Origin of the sequence: Romboutsia lituseburensis, assembly GCF_024723825.1 — a bacterium.
GTDB classification, from domain to species: domain Bacteria; phylum Bacillota; class Clostridia; order Peptostreptococcales; family Peptostreptococcaceae; genus Romboutsia_F; species Romboutsia_F lituseburensis_A.
Map to the genome: position 1 here is coordinate 3,707,483 of NZ_JANQBQ010000001.1, position 15,954 is coordinate 3,723,436.

General features: G+C 25.1%; 17 protein-coding genes. 16 read left to right on the plus strand and 1 reads right to left on the minus strand.

Going from position 1 to position 15,954, the window contains the following annotated elements; genetic code table 11:
- The first annotated feature begins 85 nt into the window (after window positions 1–85).
- The 3 genes from NWE74_RS17870 (at window position 86) to NWE74_RS17880 (ending at window position 3,022) form a co-directional block, all read left to right on the plus strand.
- Window positions 86–676 (plus strand): ATP-dependent Clp protease proteolytic subunit, encoded by a 591-nt coding sequence (locus tag NWE74_RS17870; protein ID WP_258244321.1) that lies wholly within the window; start codon window positions 86–88, stop codon window positions 674–676.
- A gap of 151 nt (window positions 677–827) precedes the next feature.
- A complete protein-coding gene (locus tag NWE74_RS17875) occupies window positions 828–1,631 on the plus strand; it encodes a MerR family transcriptional regulator (protein ID WP_258244322.1) in 804 nt (267 codons plus the stop codon).
- A gap of 77 nt (window positions 1,632–1,708) precedes the next feature.
- Window positions 1,709–3,022, plus strand: coding sequence for an MATE family efflux transporter (locus NWE74_RS17880; RefSeq protein ID WP_258244323.1), 1,314 nt, complete (start codon window positions 1,709–1,711; stop codon window positions 3,020–3,022).
- 118 nt (window positions 3,023–3,140) lie between these two features.
- On the opposite strand, the gene NWE74_RS17885 is transcribed toward NWE74_RS17880, so the two are convergent.
- Entirely contained in the window at window positions 3,141–3,368 is a 228-nt protein-coding gene (locus tag NWE74_RS17885) for a hypothetical protein (RefSeq protein ID WP_258244324.1), read from the minus strand.
- Between the two features lie 191 nt (window positions 3,369–3,559).
- On the opposite strand from NWE74_RS17885, the gene NWE74_RS17890 reads away from it, so the two are divergent.
- The 13 genes from NWE74_RS17890 to NWE74_RS17945 all read left to right on the plus strand — a co-directional run bounded on the left by NWE74_RS17890 (window position 3,560) and on the right by NWE74_RS17945 (window position 15,816).
- The gene (locus NWE74_RS17890; RefSeq protein ID WP_258244325.1) at window positions 3,560–4,306 is read left to right on the plus strand and encodes an ABC transporter ATP-binding protein; all 747 of its coding nucleotides are present in this window, start codon (window positions 3,560–3,562) and stop codon (window positions 4,304–4,306) included.
- Between the two features lie 17 nt (window positions 4,307–4,323).
- Window positions 4,324–5,172 (plus strand): hypothetical protein, encoded by an 849-nt coding sequence (locus NWE74_RS17895; RefSeq protein WP_258244326.1) that lies wholly within the window; start codon window positions 4,324–4,326, stop codon window positions 5,170–5,172.
- A gap of 11 nt (window positions 5,173–5,183) precedes the next feature.
- Window positions 5,184–5,951: a hypothetical protein gene (locus NWE74_RS17900; RefSeq protein ID WP_258244327.1), complete on the plus strand. Its 768-nt coding sequence runs from the start codon at window positions 5,184–5,186 to the stop codon at window positions 5,949–5,951.
- Window positions 5,952–5,966: 15 nt separating this feature from the next.
- Window positions 5,967–6,671, plus strand: coding sequence for a response regulator transcription factor (locus tag NWE74_RS17905; RefSeq protein WP_258244328.1), 705 nt, complete (start codon window positions 5,967–5,969; stop codon window positions 6,669–6,671).
- On the plus strand, window positions 6,665–8,089 hold the full coding sequence (locus tag NWE74_RS17910) for a sensor histidine kinase (protein WP_258244329.1): 1,425 nt from the start codon (window positions 6,665–6,667) through the stop codon (window positions 8,087–8,089). The genes NWE74_RS17905 and NWE74_RS17910 overlap by 7 nt, the downstream gene beginning before the upstream one ends.
- Window positions 8,090–8,361: 272 nt before the next feature.
- Entirely contained in the window at window positions 8,362–9,627 is a 1,266-nt protein-coding gene (locus tag NWE74_RS17915) for a hypothetical protein (protein WP_258244330.1), read from the plus strand.
- Window positions 9,628–9,743: 116 nt separating this feature from the next.
- A complete protein-coding gene (locus NWE74_RS17920; protein ID WP_258244331.1) occupies window positions 9,744–11,804 on the plus strand; it encodes a methyl-accepting chemotaxis protein in 2,061 nt (686 codons plus the stop codon).
- Window positions 11,805–12,082: 278 nt separating this feature from the next.
- On the plus strand, window positions 12,083–12,298 hold the full coding sequence (locus NWE74_RS17925) for a hypothetical protein (RefSeq protein WP_258244332.1): 216 nt from the start codon (window positions 12,083–12,085) through the stop codon (window positions 12,296–12,298).
- Between the two features lies 1 nt (window position 12,299).
- Entirely contained in the window at window positions 12,300–12,437 is a 138-nt protein-coding gene (locus NWE74_RS17930) for a CD1871A family CXXC motif-containing protein (protein WP_258244333.1), read from the plus strand.
- On the plus strand, window positions 12,430–12,873 hold the full coding sequence (locus tag NWE74_RS19145; protein WP_309137297.1) for a 4Fe-4S binding protein: 444 nt from the start codon (window positions 12,430–12,432) through the stop codon (window positions 12,871–12,873). The genes NWE74_RS17930 and NWE74_RS19145 overlap by 8 nt, the downstream gene beginning before the upstream one ends.
- Window positions 12,874–12,984: 111 nt before the next feature.
- The gene (locus NWE74_RS19150) at window positions 12,985–13,263 is read left to right on the plus strand and encodes a 4Fe-4S binding protein (protein WP_309137298.1); all 279 of its coding nucleotides are present in this window, start codon (window positions 12,985–12,987) and stop codon (window positions 13,261–13,263) included.
- A gap of 148 nt (window positions 13,264–13,411) precedes the next feature.
- Entirely contained in the window at window positions 13,412–13,948 is a 537-nt protein-coding gene (gene hpf / locus NWE74_RS17940) for a ribosome hibernation-promoting factor, HPF/YfiA family (RefSeq protein ID WP_258244334.1), read from the plus strand.
- 89 nt (window positions 13,949–14,037) lie between these two features.
- Window positions 14,038–15,816: a hypothetical protein gene (locus NWE74_RS17945; protein ID WP_258244335.1), complete on the plus strand. Its 1,779-nt coding sequence runs from the start codon at window positions 14,038–14,040 to the stop codon at window positions 15,814–15,816.
- Window positions 15,817–15,954: the final 138 nt, after the last annotated feature.

Sequence of the window (15,954 nt, forward strand, 5' to 3'; positions counted from 1 at the left end):
TAAAAGTATTTAAATATTTATTAAAAATATTGTGATATACTTATTAATAAGAAGTTTTTAATACAAAAAAATAAGGGGGAAGCCAATGTATACTTTAGGGGAAAATAAAGAAAAAGACAAAGAGAAATCAAATGTTGTAGTAGAAAAATTGTTACAATCAAGATCAATAATTATTTCAGGGGAAATAAATCAAGAGTTAGCTGAAAAAGTAGCTACTCAATTACTTATACTTCAAGAGATGAGTGATGAGCCTATAAAACTATTTATAAATAGTCAAGGTGGTCATGTTGAAGCAGGAGATACTATACATGATATGATTAAATTTATAAAACCACGTGTTATAGTTATAGGAACTGGATGGGTTGCAAGTGCAGGTATAACAATCTATCTTGCAGCTAATAAAGAAGATAGATACTCACTACCTAATACTAGATATATGATACACCAACCATTAGGTGGATGTAGAGGTCAAGCAACTGATATACATATAGAAGCTAAGGAAATAGTAAGGGTTCGTAAAAGAATAAATACTATAATTAGTAAAGCAACAAATCAACCTTTAGAAAAAGTTGAAAAGGATACAGATAGAAATTATTGGCTAAACTCTGAAGAAGCTGTGGAATATGGAATAGTAAATAAAGTTATAACTAGCTATAATGAATTACCTAGTTTATAAAAATAATTAAATAAATGTTTAAATGATAGGTATAGAATTATTGAATTTTATAATACAATAATTCTATACCTATTTATGTATATAGTATTTTTAATTATTCTTGTATTATATATAAAAATAGGGTAAGTATTATTTTATAAAGGAGAACTATATGAGTACATATTTTACGATAGGAGAAATATCTAAGTTTTTTAATATACCAATAAAAACACTTAGGTATTATGATGAGATAGATTTATTAAAACCAGCTCGTGTAAATAAAGATAATAAGTATAGGTATTATAGTGTTGAACAGTTTATAAAAATCGATTTAATAAAGCACTTTAAAGCAACTGGTATGTCATTAGATGTGGTTAAGAGTATACTTAATTCAGATTGTTCAACAGAGTTAGTTTTAGAAAATATAAAATTACAATCAAAAAAGTTAGAATATAAGATAAATGAACTAACAAATGTTAAAAATTATTTAGATAATTTAGAGAAAAATATATCTCAAAATATTGAATATGGGTTAGATGAAATTTTTATAAAATACAATGAAGAGAGAATATATATGAATTATGATGTAGTATCAACTAATTTAGAAGAGTTGGATATAAATCTAAGAGATGTAATATTAGATTTAGAAAAAAACAATAAGGAAGCTTATTCTCAAACGGGAGCAACTATTTCTTATGATGTATTAAAAAATGAAAATAAAATATTATATAAAGGATTTAAAGCTTTTTGTAATGATGAAAATAATGTAAATATACTTCCAAAAGGTGATTATATAACATTAATATTTGAAGGAAGTTTAATAGACAGTGTAAATCATTATAAAAAAATATTAGACTTCATAGAAGAAAATAATATCGAAATTCAAGGTGATTTCAATGAAGTATGGATTATGCCTAAAATTGATGAAAACTTAAAAGAAAAAAGTTTAGTTAAAATAGAAATACTAAAAAAGTAAAAAAGTATTGACTCTCCAGTAACTGTATAGTTTAGTATTGTAACATAATGACATCTAATTGGTTAGGAGGGATAAAAATGCTTAAGCAATTTTTAGGATATGCAATTCCATCAGCATTAGCAATGTGTATAGCATCATTAAATACTATAATAGATGGAGTATTTTTAGGTAATGGAATAGGTAATGAGGCGTTAGGTGCTGTAAATATAGTAATGCCTATAACTATTGTGTTTTTTGGACTTGCGACGATGGTTTCTGTTGGAGGAGGAGCTTTAATATCAAAGCACTTTGGAGCAAATGAAGATGAAAGAGGTGTAAGTGTATTTAGACAAGTAACTTATATGTTAATTATAATGAGTATTTGTTTAAGTATGATATGTATAATTTTTTCTAGCAAAATAGTTAAGATAATGGGAGCAACAGAAACACTACAACCATTGTCAGCAGAGTACTTGAGCTATTATGCAGCGTTTTGTTTACCAAGTTTGTTAGGGATTGCATTTAATAGTTTTCTTAGAAATGATGGCAAACCTAAACTAGCAATGGTATCAACAATATGTGGGACTATATGTAATATAATTTTAAATTATATATTTATATTTATGATGGGATTAGGAATAAAAAGTGCAGCTATAGCAACTGGTTTTGGCCAAATAGTAACATTATTAATTGCATTACCTCATTTTATATTAAAAAAGGGTAAATTAAGTCTTGGAAAGCAAAAGCTTGAGTTGGATACAGTTAAAGAAGTGTTTAAAATTGGAGTGCCATCATTTTTTGCAGAGGCAGCCTTTTCAGTCATAATATTTGTCCATAATTTAGTGTTAGTAAATACTATAGGAGAAGCTGGCATATCTACTTATGCTATAATAAACTATATAACAACAAATATATATCTAATACTTTTAGGTATAACTTTAGGTGCACAGCCTCTTATAAGTTATAATTTTGGTGCTCAAAATAGTAAAGCAATGATAGAAGTTTATAAGCTTTCTAATAAAACATCTTTTATAATTGGAGCTTTATTTACATTAATATGCTTTATATTTGGTAAAAGCATAATAGGAATTTTTACTACAGACAAAGATTTAATAGAGATGGCTTATATAGCTGTTAATATAAATAACTTAGCATACTTATTTATAGGAAGTAATTTAACTACAACAATGTATTATCAAGCAATAGAAATGCCTAAATACTCAAATATAATTTGTGCAATGAGATCTATTTTAGTTTTACCAATTGTTTTAATAGTTATGGCGAAGTTATTTGGAGCAAATGGAATATGGATAAGTATGGCTATTTCAGAGTTAATAATTATAACAATAACTTATAAATCATTTAAAATTGATAAATATACTCAGATGTCTTTATCTAATATGACAGTTTAGTAAAGTGTTAGTTTTAATATATTACAAAATGAAATGCTAACATTAAATAAATTAAATAAGAAATATTAAAAAAATAAAAGCCTAGAAATGTATTATACATTTCTAGGCTTTTATTTTTTTAAATTTCAGAGAATGTATATCTTTCCATTCTAGGTAATTTTAATAAGTAGATAATTGTACCATCACTAAAAACTTCTTTTACATACTCAGGAAAATCAACAGGAACCCAACTTCTCAAGGAATTTTCTATATCATCAGTTTCAACTTCACTAGGGAAATTGGCATCAAAAATATATACACCAGCACAAGGATTATAAATTTCTCTAAAAACTTCGTATTTTTTCATTTTTCTCTCCTTATTATTAACCTTATATAATTCATTAGACGTAAAATTTAAATCCCCTTTATTGGATACTAAAATTTAGATATGTAATAAATTCTATATAATTTTAAAGATTTTATTAAAACTTTATAAAATCTTTAAAATTAAAAATTACTATATCAGTATAAATCAAAATATATTTGGAGGTAGCTTAAATGAAGAAAACAGTATTAAGTGTTGATAATATATCAAAATCAATAAAAAGAAAAAATATAATAAAAAATATAAATTTTGAAATTAAAGAAGGCGATATCTGTGGATTTGTGGGGCCTAATGGTGCTGGTAAAACTACATTGATAAGAATTATAACAGGATTAATAAAACCAACTAAAGGTGAAATTTATATAAATAATTATGATGTGAATATAAAAAGAAAAGAAGCATTATCAAGTTTAGGTGCAATAGTTGAAGCACCGATATTTTTTGAGTACTTAACTGGAGAGCAAGCACTTTTAAATTTATCGTTACTAAATTTAGGTTATACAAAAAAGCAGAGAGAAAAGATAGTTGAAGAATCATTAAAAACAGTAGGTCTTTATGAAAGAAGAAATGAAAAAATATCTACTTACTCATTAGGGATGAAACAAAGGCTAGGAATAGCACAATCACTACTTAATAATCCTAAAATAATAATTTTAGATGAACCGGCAAATGGATTGGATCCAATGGGTATGATAGAACTTAGAGAATTAATACTAAAGTTAAATAAAGATAAAGATATAACATTTTTTATATCAAGCCATTTATTAGATGAATTACAAAAAATATGTGAAAAGCTTGTAATTATAAAAGATGGAAGCTTAATTTGGAGTGGAGATACAAAAGACCTTATAGATGATAAAAAATCAAATAATTTAGAAGAAGTATTTGTAAACTTAATGAAAGAAAATAAAACAATATAAATTTGGGGAGTAATCTTATGGAAAATAATAATTTTTTTAATAATTATAAAGGCTTATATATTAGTGAACTACAAAGAATATATTATAAAAAGTCTACATTAGCATGTTTTTTGTCAATTCCAATTTTATTAATTGCCTCAGTAAAATATTATCTATCAGTTAACAAAGTTGTATCAATATCTAATCCTATGTTTACAAGCTTTCATAACTTTCCGGTAGCAGCAATGCAAGAGCAATTAATGTTAGGACTGAACTTAGTAGTTGTATTTCTTATAGTTTTATCTGTAACACAGGAATTTAGAAATGGATCAATTAGAATGGTACTTATAAGAAGCTATAGACCAACTCAAATATTTCTAGCAAAGATAGTGACTATTATTAGTGCTATATTTATATACTTAGTCACGTATTTAGTTTTAAGTTATATAATTGGATACTTAGCACTACCTAAAATAAATGAAGTGGCAATATTTAATTGGGAGCCATTATTAAATGGAAATCAAATATTTATATATACATTAAAATACTACTTATTTGCATTTTTAACACTTTCAACAATGGCAATAGTTATATTTTTTATAGCTACTATAAGTAAATCAACGATAATAGCTTCAGGGGTAAGTTTAGCAACATTATTATTATTTATTATTTATCCATTTATAATTCAAATTTTCTTTTTTGATAGTAAAAATTTGAAAATTTTTCAGTTAATATCAATAACTCAAATTCAATATGAAGGTATAGCCTTGGGCTTGGGTCAAAATAGCATACACCTAGGATTTAGTCTATTAGTAACTTTAGGTTATATCTCAATATTTTTTATTATAAATTATGCTATTTATAATAAATGTGATAATTTAATATAGGAGATGAAAAAATGAAAAATATAATTTTATGTGAATTAGATAGAATGTATAAAAGTAAAAAAAATAGATGGTTATTTATAGTATCAACGGTAGTTTTTATATTATTTGCTTTTTTTATAAGAACTTTTGATTTAGGATTTTATGATCCTAATACAACAGTATATTTAGATTCTTTAAATACAGCACCATTTATAATGAGAGAGTTTCATTTATATTTAGTATTTGTATTTTGTCCTATGATATTTATAGAAAGCTTTAATCATGAGTTTACAGTAGGGGCGTATAGAATGATTTTAGGTAGAGGATACAATAAAAAGCAATATATTATAGGAAAATTAGTAAGTTGTGCTTTAATAACAGGATTATTTATGTTAATTATGTATATTATAGGAAATAGTTTTGGATTTGTTTTTATGAATAGAGTAGAATCAACAAACTATTTTAATATAGATAGAAATTTTGGGATATTAGGTGCAATGATTTACAATTTGAAATACTATGCCCTAGAGTATTTGATAATGATTGCAATTATGGGAATAAGCAGCATTGTAGGAATAATATCTAAAAATTCAATAGTAGCGTATATTTTATCATTAGGATTATGTATAGGAGCAATGTATATAAATGATTTATTTGTATTTTTCTTTTTAAGTTCTCAAACTATTTTTGATGTTTTATCTAATATGAATAATAACTTTATGATTATTTGTACTATAATTATACTATTAAGTAGCGTGGCGTCAGTCTTTATATTTGATAAAAAAGATTATTTAGATTAGGAAGAAAGGATCAAAATGGAAAAAATATTAATAATAGATGATGATCTAGAAATAATATCTTTGCTAAAAGATATTTTCTCGGATGAAGGATATATAGTTTATACAGCAAATAACTCAGAAAAAGCTTTAGAACTTATAAATAAAGCACCTAATATTATTTTATTAGATGTTATGATGCCTGGTAAGGATGGATTTGAGTTGTGTAAAGAAATTCGAAGAATTGTAACGTGCCCTATTATATTTATAACTGCAAAAGTTGAAGAAAATGATATTATAAATGGACTAGCTATAGGTGGAGATGATTATATAACAAAGCCATTTAGTATAAGAGAAATAAGAGCTAGAGTAAAAGCTCATTTGAGAAGGGATAAAAGAGATGTAGAAAAGGAAAATAACTTTTTATTGTTCAAAAATTTAAAAATAGATTTATGTACAAGAGAAGTATTCTACTTTGAAAAGGAAGTAAGTCTAACCAAAAGGGAATTTGATATTATAGAGCTTTTAGCTTTAAATAAAGGACAAATTTTTTCTAAGGATAGAATTTATGATAAGATTTGGGGGTATGGAGCAGAAGGCGATTGTAGCACCGTAGCAGAGCATGTGAAAAAACTAAGAGCTAAGTTCCATTGTATAAATGATAACTTTAATTATATTCTAACTGTATGGGGAGTGGGATATAAGTGGAATACAAAAGAAGAAGGGAATAATTACGAATGCTAAAGAAATATTCTTTAAAAAAGCAGTTTATATTAACATTTGCTTTAGTTTTAGGTTGTAGTATTATTTCAGTTACATTAACAGCTTGTTTAGCACTTGGAATGCTTAATGGGAAAAGTATAAAAGCTGCTAATTATTATGAAAAAAAAATTTATGATATAGAAAAATATATAAATACTAAAAATGATAAATTATTAAACTCTGATTATGAAAAAGAATTTAATAAAATAATACCAAGTAAAGGAATTAAGTATAAAGTTTTAGATTTAGAAAGTAATAATAGTTATGGAAATCTAGATGAAGAATTATATAGTCAAAGTGATATGATTAATAAAATTAATACTTCTGATGTTGATAAAAAAAATAATGTAACAAAATATATTCCTATAGTAACCGAAAATTATAAACTAAAAGGTGTTGTAATTTTATATTATAAACTAGTTGTTACATCAGATAGCATACCTCAAATTTTGATTTCCTTAATTACATTTATAGTATTGATATCCCCATTTATATATATAGTATTTTTTTCTTATTTATTTGGAAAGATATTATCAAAAAATATAAATGATCCTTTAGGAAAATTAAAATATGCAACAGAAAAAATAAAAGAAACTAATTTAGATTTTAACATAGAATATCCTTACAACAATGAACTTGGTGAAGTTATATTATCATTTGAAGAAATGAAAAATGAGCTAAAAAATACTTTAAACAAGCAATGGAATATGGAAGAAGAAAGAAAAGAAATAATTTCTGGATTATCCCACGATTTAAGAAGTCCACTTACAATTATAAAAGGTAAAGTAGAAATGCTTTTAGAAGGTTCTTATAAAAATGATGATAGGTTGATTTCTTATTTAGATTCAATAGATAAATCAACAGATAGATCTATTGAGCTTGTAAATGATTTAAATTTAATTAATAAGTTAGATAGTTCAGATTTTAATATAAATCCTACAAGTAATAATGTGTTCGACTTTTTAAATCAACAAATAGACAACTTTAAAGACCTGTCAGAAAGTAAGCAAATTAAGATAAATTTAACTACAGAAAATATAGAGCAAGATGCAGAATATACTTTTGATAAAAACTCAATTATACGAGTTATGGATAATCTTGTAAGCAATGCTATAAGACATACTCAATTAAATGGAGAGATAGATATTAAAGTTACTTTATACAAAAGTAAACTATATTTTAAAATAAGTGATAATGGAAATGGATTTAGCAATGATGATTTAAAGTTTGCTTTAAATAAGTTTTATAGGGGGGATAAATCAAGAAGTGCTAAATCTGGTAATTCAGGTCTTGGACTTTATATATGTAAGGCTATAGTAGAAAAACATAATGGTGAGATTAATATTTCAAATAACTTATTAGGAGGAGCTCAAGTTTCGTTTTACTTAAAGTCCAATTAATTAAATATTTATTGAACTTTGTATTATGCAAAAGATTAATAGATTAAAATAGTTTATACAATTAAAAATTAAGTATATAAAGACAGTAAAAATGTTAAATTAATTTGCTGTCTTTTTTATTAATTAGAATCTATAAAAATATATATTTAACATATTATTAAAAAATAGTTAAACCATAAATATACAAAAATTATTGTTAAAAGATTTAAAAATATATAAAATAAGGATAGCTTAAAATTTTAATAACAATCACTTTAGGAGTAAATATAAAAATGGTAAATAATATAAATAATAACTCATATGGTAGAAGTATTTATGGTCAAGGGGATATCAACAATATAAATAAAAATCAAGAGTTACAGAATAATAAAGTTGATAGAACTATCCAAAATCAGATATCAAATGAATCTATAGGAAAAACTGAATCACTTCAAAATAAAGAAGTAGCACAATTTTTAAAAAAAATTCAAGAAGAAATATCAAAAGCCCAATTAATATCAATTAAAATTGTTAGAGGAGAAAAACCTACTAAAAATGAATTGAATTTTTTAAAGTCTAAGTATCCAGATATGAAACAAATTGCAGAACAATCATTAAAAGAATGTAATAACTTAAAAGAAGCGATAAAATACTGTAAAACAGGTCAAGAAATAGAAAAAATAATATCAAAAGCATTAGATGATATATCTAAAATGATTAAAAATGGGTCTTTATCTGAAGTACAAGCCAAGATAAAAACATCAGCGCTAGATGAAGTTATAAAATATTCAAATAAAATTCAAAATGAATTTAAAAAAGCGGAATCTGTAGTAATTAAACTAATAAAAGGTGAAAAGCTAAGTTCTAGTGAAGAAAATTTAATAAAGGAAAAATATCCAGAGTTAAATAAATTAGCAAAGGAATCATTAAAAGAATGTAATATATTAAAAGAAAAGCTTAAAGCTTGTGATACTCAAAATCAAAGGGATAAATTAATATCAAAAGAAGTCAGAAATATAGAAGAAAAAGGTAAATTAGGGTTACTTTCAAAGACAGAAGTCAAAATAAAAATGATTGCTATAAATGAAGCCGCTAGTTTTTCTAACAAGGAACAAAGCAATTTGAAAAAAACTATTTTATTAGCTTCAAAAATAATAAATGGAGAAAAATTAATAGGGAAAGAAAATCAATTTATAAAAGAAAATAATATAGATTTAAAAAAGTTAATACAAGAATCCGTAGTAGAATATAAATACTTGAAAGAAGCTCTAAAAAACTGCAAAAGCGAAGATCAAAAACAACAAATTGTAAATAATGAATTTAATAATATTGAGGATATGGCTAAAAGAGGAGTTCTGGGAGAAATTAATGCAAGGATAAAAATGATGGTTATAGAAGACATGAAAGAAGATGAGTATGAAAGAAGAGAAAAAGATAAAGAAAAAAACTTTCTATATTACTTAAATCCATTTATATATATAATGAATGGAAATGTAGCAGGAAAAATAGGCATCGTAATATTTATAATAGCAATAATAAGTATACTTTATATTTTATAAATTAAGATAATGGTAATATGGTTTATGTTTTCTAAATAATTAAAAAATAGTCAAGGAATTACCATTTATACCGAAAATAATAAGTAAGAATTTTATTTAAATATTTGGAGGGGTAAATGAGGAAAATATCTGTAAAAATAGTATTTGCAATAGTTCTTTGTTGTATAGTAACATCCACAATAATAACTGCGATAACTAGTATTAATAGCAAAGAATTGATAAAAAAAGAAACAGAAAAAAGAGTAGAACTATATGCAAAAGATAGAGCAAATGTAATAAACGAAGCATTAAATAAAACAATAGACTATGTTGATACAATTGAAAATCTAGTATCTACTACATTAGATACAAAAAAGCTAGATAAAAATGATGTATATATTAAAGAATATACAAATAATCTTAATTTATATATAGAGAAACTAGCAAAAGAGTATAAAGATGCATTAGGAATAGCAATTATAATAAATCCTGAGATAACTAAAGAAGCTCATCAAGTAATCTATGAGAGAGAATCATTAGGTGGAGAGTTGACAAAGAAAAATAAATTTACAAAAGATAACTTTAAAGATGATGCACCAGACATGCAATGGTATTATAATCCTATAAGAGCGAAAGAGGGAATATGGAGTGACCCTCATAAAGATGCTCATTCATCAAGTATGAGAATGGCTTATACAAGACCTATCTATGTAGGAGATACTTTAGTGGGGGTAGTTGCAGTAGATTTATTCTTTGATCAATTTAAAGAAATGATAGAACAAGTTAAAGTATTTGAAGAAGGATATGCATTTTTACTTAATAAAGATATGAATTATATAGTTCATAAAGACTATAGTGAAGGTGAATCACTTAAAGAGACTCAAGGGATTGGTATAAATATAGGAAAAGAAGAAAGTGGTATTGTAAATCATATAAATGGTGATGAAGAGACTATATTAGGGTATAGTAAATTAAAAAATGGAAATATAATGACTATTGCAGTTAAAGAAAATGATATGCTAAAAGAACTTAACAATAGCTTGTCAAAAAACATATACACAACTATAGGTATTTGTATAGTCGTGGCTGTAATTGCATTTATCATAGGTATAAGCATAAGTAGACCTATAAAATACATATCAAACATGATAAAGATGACATCCGGTTTAGACTTACAAGATAACGAACAGTTTGAAAAAATTAAAAAATGTAGAGATGAAGTAGGAATAATAGGCAAAGATGTAATTGATTTAAGAGACACATTACATACAACTATTTCTGAAATAAAAGTATGTTCAGATCAAACTGCAATAGAATCAAAAAATTTAGCTACAATAACTGAAAATATAAAAGAATCGTTTAGTAATATAAATCATACAATTGTAGAACTATCAGATGGTGCTCAAAAGCAAGCAACAGAAGCTCAACAAGGTGCTTATATGTTAAGTAACTTAGCTAATAAAATCGAAAAGACAATTGAAACTACAGAAGAAATAAAAGTAAATTTAGACTGTGTAGTTCAAGATAATAATAATGGTAGTATGGCTATAGAGGAATTAGGAAATAAGCTAAAAACTACAAATAATATAGGAAATGAAACTAACGAAAATATCAAAGTACTAGCTCAAAAATCGAAATTTATAGGTGAAATAGTAGATGCGATAAATGCTATCTCACGTCAAACAAATTTATTAGCATTAAATGCAGCAGTAGAAGCATCTAGGGCTGGAACTGCTGGTAAAGGATTTGCAGTTGTTGCAGACGAAATAAGAATGCTTTCACAAAAAACATCTGAATCAACTAGAAAAATAGAAAGCATAATGACTGAAATAAGTGACGGAATAATAAGTACAGAACAAAATGTAGTTGAGTCGAATAAAGCTATATTAGAAGCTAATGATGCAATGAAAATATCTATGGAAGCATTTAATAATATAACTGATTCATTTGAAAAAATGACTGAAAATGTATATGAATTATTAAAAAGTATAGAAGAAATAGACGAATCTAAAAGCTCTGTAGTTGATTCAATACAAGATATTAGCCAGATATGTGAAGAGTCAGCATTAGCAACTAAACAAATATCAAGTTTAATACAAACACAAACAGCATCAGCTAATACAGTTGCAGATGCAGCAGATAAGTTAAATAAAATAACCGAAAATCTAGAACTTAATGTTAATAAGTTTAAATTATAAATAAAAAAGAGATTACTTCAAAAATAGAGGTAATCTCTTTTTTATTTATAAGTAATCTATTGATAAATGGGAAATTAAGGTTTATTTAAGGTTAAATTTATAATACGTTAAACTTCAAGAGATATGCTAGTTACATAGAAACAAATAAAATCAATATTTAAATATTGATTTTATTGTCTTACAAAAATGTAATGATAATGAAATCTAAATAAATATGATGTATCAAGATAAAAATATAAAATAAAATTACAGTTATTGGAAATTAGGAGATGATAATTATGAGAAAAAGAGCTTTAATAAAAGGTGTTAAGTTTGATAATATAATTCCTGATGAGAAATTGTCAAAGTGGATACTAGATAATGTTAAAGCAGCCCCAACAACTATATTTGTAGATAAAAATGGAAATATAATTGCAGATGCTTTAATAGGAGCTCAAAATAAAGAGGCGTATATGAAAAATATAAAAGAAGTATTACAAAGTGTGGATAAATAAAATGAAAGAACGATTTATAAAATATGGTGTATTAGTTTTAAGTATTGGATTTATAGTTGGTGGAGTTTATAGAAATGAAGTTAAGGTAGTTTTTAATAAAGCTACAAATATATGTTTGGAGTGTATAGGCATTGGATAAAAGAACTATATCTCAAATATTTGCAACTATACTTACCAATGCTAACTTAAGAGGTTTTTTAGATAGAAATATATATAAGGGGGAATCTAAGAAAATATGTGTTCCGGAACTAAATTGTTATTCATGTCCTGGAGCCGTTGGATCATGTCCTATAGGAGCCTTACAAGCTGTTATAGGAGGTATTAGACATAAATTTTCATTTTATGTAATAGGACTTATGTCTTTATTTGGAGTTGTTTTTGGAAGATTTATATGTGGATGGCTTTGTCCATTTGTTTTTTTCCAAGACTTACTTTATAAAATAAAAAGTAAAAAAATAAAGGTAAACAGTAAAATTGATGGTAGACTTAAGTATTTAAAGTACATTATTTTAATTACTTTTGTAATACTTATGCCAATGCTCTTAACAAATCAATTTAGTATAGCAAAACCATAGTTTTGTGAGTTTATATGTCCAGCCGGTACCCTAGAAGGGGGAATACCATTAGGACTTTTAAATGAATCATTAAGAGAAACTATAGGATTTTTATTTAATTGGAAACTATTATTGTTAATAACATTAATAATATCATCTATATTTATATACAGACCCTTTTGTAGATATATTTGTCCACTTGGAGCATTTTATTCTTTATTTAATAAATTTAGTTTTTATCAATATAGTATAGATAAAACTAAATGTACAGGCTGTAAAATATGTAGTAAATTTTGCAATATGGATATAAAAATTTATGAAAATCCTAAAAACTCAGATTGTATAAGATGTGGTAAATGTAAGAAATCTTGTCCTAGCGATGCTATAAAAAGTGGGTTTAAAATAATATAGTTAAATTTACCCCTTAATTACTATATTATCAGAAAATTTTATGAAAAAAAAGCCTTACATTTACAATTATTTACAGCTACAATAAAGGTACAAAGAAACACATAAATACATTAGCAAAATAAATATTTCTTATTTGGAGGTAGTTATTATGAACATAACAATAGTTTCAAAAAATATAGAGATAACAGATACAATTAGAAATAAAGTTGAAAGTCAGATTGGCAAATTAGGAAAGTATGTTAAGGATGACATAGATGTTAATGTAAAGTTAGATGTAAAGAAAAAATCTCAGAAGATAGAAGTAACTATATACTTAAAAGAGGGTTATATAATTAGAGCTGAGGAATCTAAAGAAGACCTATATTCAGCAATAGATTTAGTATATGATAAGTTACATAGTCAAATAAGAAAGTATAAAACACAAGTGTTAAAAAGAAAGCATAGAAATGAAAGTATTAAATTTGAAAATATAGAAGAATATGCAGCTTGTGATATAGATGAAGATGACAATAAAATAAAGAGAAGAAAAAAATTAAAAATAGATAAACCTATGACTCAAGAAGATGCTCTAATTCAAATGGATTTATTAGGACACAACTTCTTTGTATTTAAAGATTTAGATACAAATGGAGTAAGCATCTTATACAAAAGACATGATGGATATGGGGTTATAGAACAATTATAATTTAATATTTAAAAATAAACAATAAATGCCATATTCTAAATTTAGAATATGGCATTTATATTATAGAATAATAAGTAGTATAAATAAATATGAATAGAGGAAGAGCTATGGAAAAAGAAAGAAGACGTATAATAATAGATTTTGAGATTTTATCTAAAGCAGGTTTTTGGATGTGCGCTATGAAAGATTATAAAACTCAAAAAGAACATATTATAATAAATAATAGAGAAGAATTATTAAGAGTATATAATAAAAATAAAGAGTCTGTATGGATTGGGTACAATATAAGAGGATATGATCAATGGATACTAAAAGCTATAATTGCAGATTTAGATCCTTGTATAGTGTCACAAAAATTAATAGAACAAAAAATTTCAGGCTGGAAAATAGATAGAAGACTACATCAAATTCCGTTATATATATTTGAAATAAGTGATACATATAGAAGTTTAAAAGAATTAGAGTTATTTATGGGAGAAGATATAAGGGAAAGTAGCGTATCCTTTGAGCTAGATAGATATCCGACAAATGATGAAATAAAAGAACTATCGTCTTATTGTATGCATGACGTTAAAATGACTTATAAGGTATTTGAACAAGTCTATTATAAATATGAAGCTCAGCTAGGTCTTATAAATTATTTTAATTTAGATGAGAGCATGTTCAATAAAACAGAGGCTCAGTTAAGTGCATACATATTAGGTGCTAAAAAGCCTAACTACGAACGCAATGATGTAAAAGATTTTAAAATAATAGAATCCATAGACCTTAGTAAATATAATCATATAAAACAATGGTATGAAAATTATAATAATAGAGATTTTAAAAACTATTTAAGAACTAATGTATATAATATAGAGACAGATTTTGGATGGGGTGGATTGCATTCTGCTAGAAAAAAATATATGGCAGAAGATTTTATAGTAAATTCTGATGTAAGCTCTTTTTATCCATCTATAATGATTGAATATGATTTAATGAGTAGAAATGTAAAAGATCCATCTAAGTATAAAGAAATAAGAGATACAAGATTTAAATTTAAAAGAGAAAATAATCCTATTGAGAAATCTTTGAAACTTGTATTAAATAGTGCTTATGGAGCTTGCATGGATATAAACAATGAACTGTATGATCCAAAACAAGGTATATCGATATGTGTAAATGGTCAATTGTTGTTACTTGACTTAATAGAAAAAGTAGAACTTGAATTTGGAGATAGGGCGCAGTTTATACAAGGAAATACTGATGGGGTCATGTTTAAATTTAATTCTAAAGAAGATGTAGACATATATTTAGAAATTTGTAAATTGTGGTCCAAGAGAACCAAAATGGAATTAGAACATGATTTTATAAAAAAAATTATTCAAAAAGATGTTAATAATTATGTATACATAAAAGAAGATGGTAGTATAAAAAGCAAAGGTGCTTATGTAAAAAAACTTAGTATAATAGATAATGACTTGCCAATTGTAAATAAAGCAATAAAAGAAAAGCTTATAAATAATATAGATATAGAAACAACTATAAATAATGCTAACAAGCTTATAGATTTTCAAAAATGTGTAAAAATAACAGGAAAGTATAGTCATGCAGTTTATGGAAAGCAAAAGATAAATTTAAAAGTTCTTAGGATATTTGCAAGTTTAAATTCTAGTGATAATGCGATTATGAAGATAAAAGCAGATCAAAAAGTGGAGAAAATAAGTAATACACCAGACAGGGTATTTATAGAGAATACAAATATTATAGATAAAGAAGTTCCTAAAATATTAGATAAAAGCTGGTATATATCATTAGCCAAAGATAGAATTGATAGCTTTATAGAAGATAAATATACTTTATTTGATTACTTTGACTTAATGAATTAAATAATAAAAAAGTCGCTTTGCTCCTTTCATTAACTACTTCGCCAGTTGCTCAAAAAATTGATTAAACCTTTGAATGGTTGAAATACCTTATGTCGCACATAATTGTATAAATTAAAATAACATATAAATGTTGCTAAA

Bases quoted from the DNA above. Each gene is read 5' to 3' on its own strand.
- NWE74_RS17870 (WP_258244321.1), top strand. From the start codon at position 86: ATGTATACTTTAGGGGAAAATAAAGAAAAAGACAAAGAGAAATCAAAT.
- NWE74_RS17875 (WP_258244322.1), top strand. From the start codon at position 828: ATGAGTACATATTTTACGATAGGAGAAATATCTAAGTTTTTTAATATA.
- NWE74_RS17880 (WP_258244323.1), top strand. From the start codon at position 1,709: ATGCTTAAGCAATTTTTAGGATATGCAATTCCATCAGCATTAGCAATG.
- NWE74_RS17885 (WP_258244324.1), bottom strand. From the start codon at position 3,368: ATGAAAAAATACGAAGTTTTTAGAGAAATTTATAATCCTTGTGCTGGT.
- NWE74_RS17890 (WP_258244325.1), top strand. From the start codon at position 3,560: ATGAAGAAAACAGTATTAAGTGTTGATAATATATCAAAATCAATAAAA.
- NWE74_RS17895 (WP_258244326.1), top strand. From the start codon at position 4,324: ATGGAAAATAATAATTTTTTTAATAATTATAAAGGCTTATATATTAGT.
- NWE74_RS17900 (WP_258244327.1), top strand. From the start codon at position 5,184: ATGAAAAATATAATTTTATGTGAATTAGATAGAATGTATAAAAGTAAA.
- NWE74_RS17905 (WP_258244328.1), top strand. From the start codon at position 5,967: ATGGAAAAAATATTAATAATAGATGATGATCTAGAAATAATATCTTTG.
- NWE74_RS17910 (WP_258244329.1), top strand. From the start codon at position 6,665: ATGCTAAAGAAATATTCTTTAAAAAAGCAGTTTATATTAACATTTGCT.
- NWE74_RS17915 (WP_258244330.1), top strand. From the start codon at position 8,362: ATGGTAAATAATATAAATAATAACTCATATGGTAGAAGTATTTATGGT.
- NWE74_RS17920 (WP_258244331.1), top strand. From the start codon at position 9,744: ATGAGGAAAATATCTGTAAAAATAGTATTTGCAATAGTTCTTTGTTGT.
- NWE74_RS17925 (WP_258244332.1), top strand. From the start codon at position 12,083: ATGAGAAAAAGAGCTTTAATAAAAGGTGTTAAGTTTGATAATATAATT.
- NWE74_RS17930 (WP_258244333.1), top strand. From the start codon at position 12,300: ATGAAAGAACGATTTATAAAATATGGTGTATTAGTTTTAAGTATTGGA.
- hpf (WP_258244334.1), top strand. From the start codon at position 13,412: ATGAACATAACAATAGTTTCAAAAAATATAGAGATAACAGATACAATT.
- NWE74_RS17945 (WP_258244335.1), top strand. From the start codon at position 14,038: ATGAATAGAGGAAGAGCTATGGAAAAAGAAAGAAGACGTATAATAATA.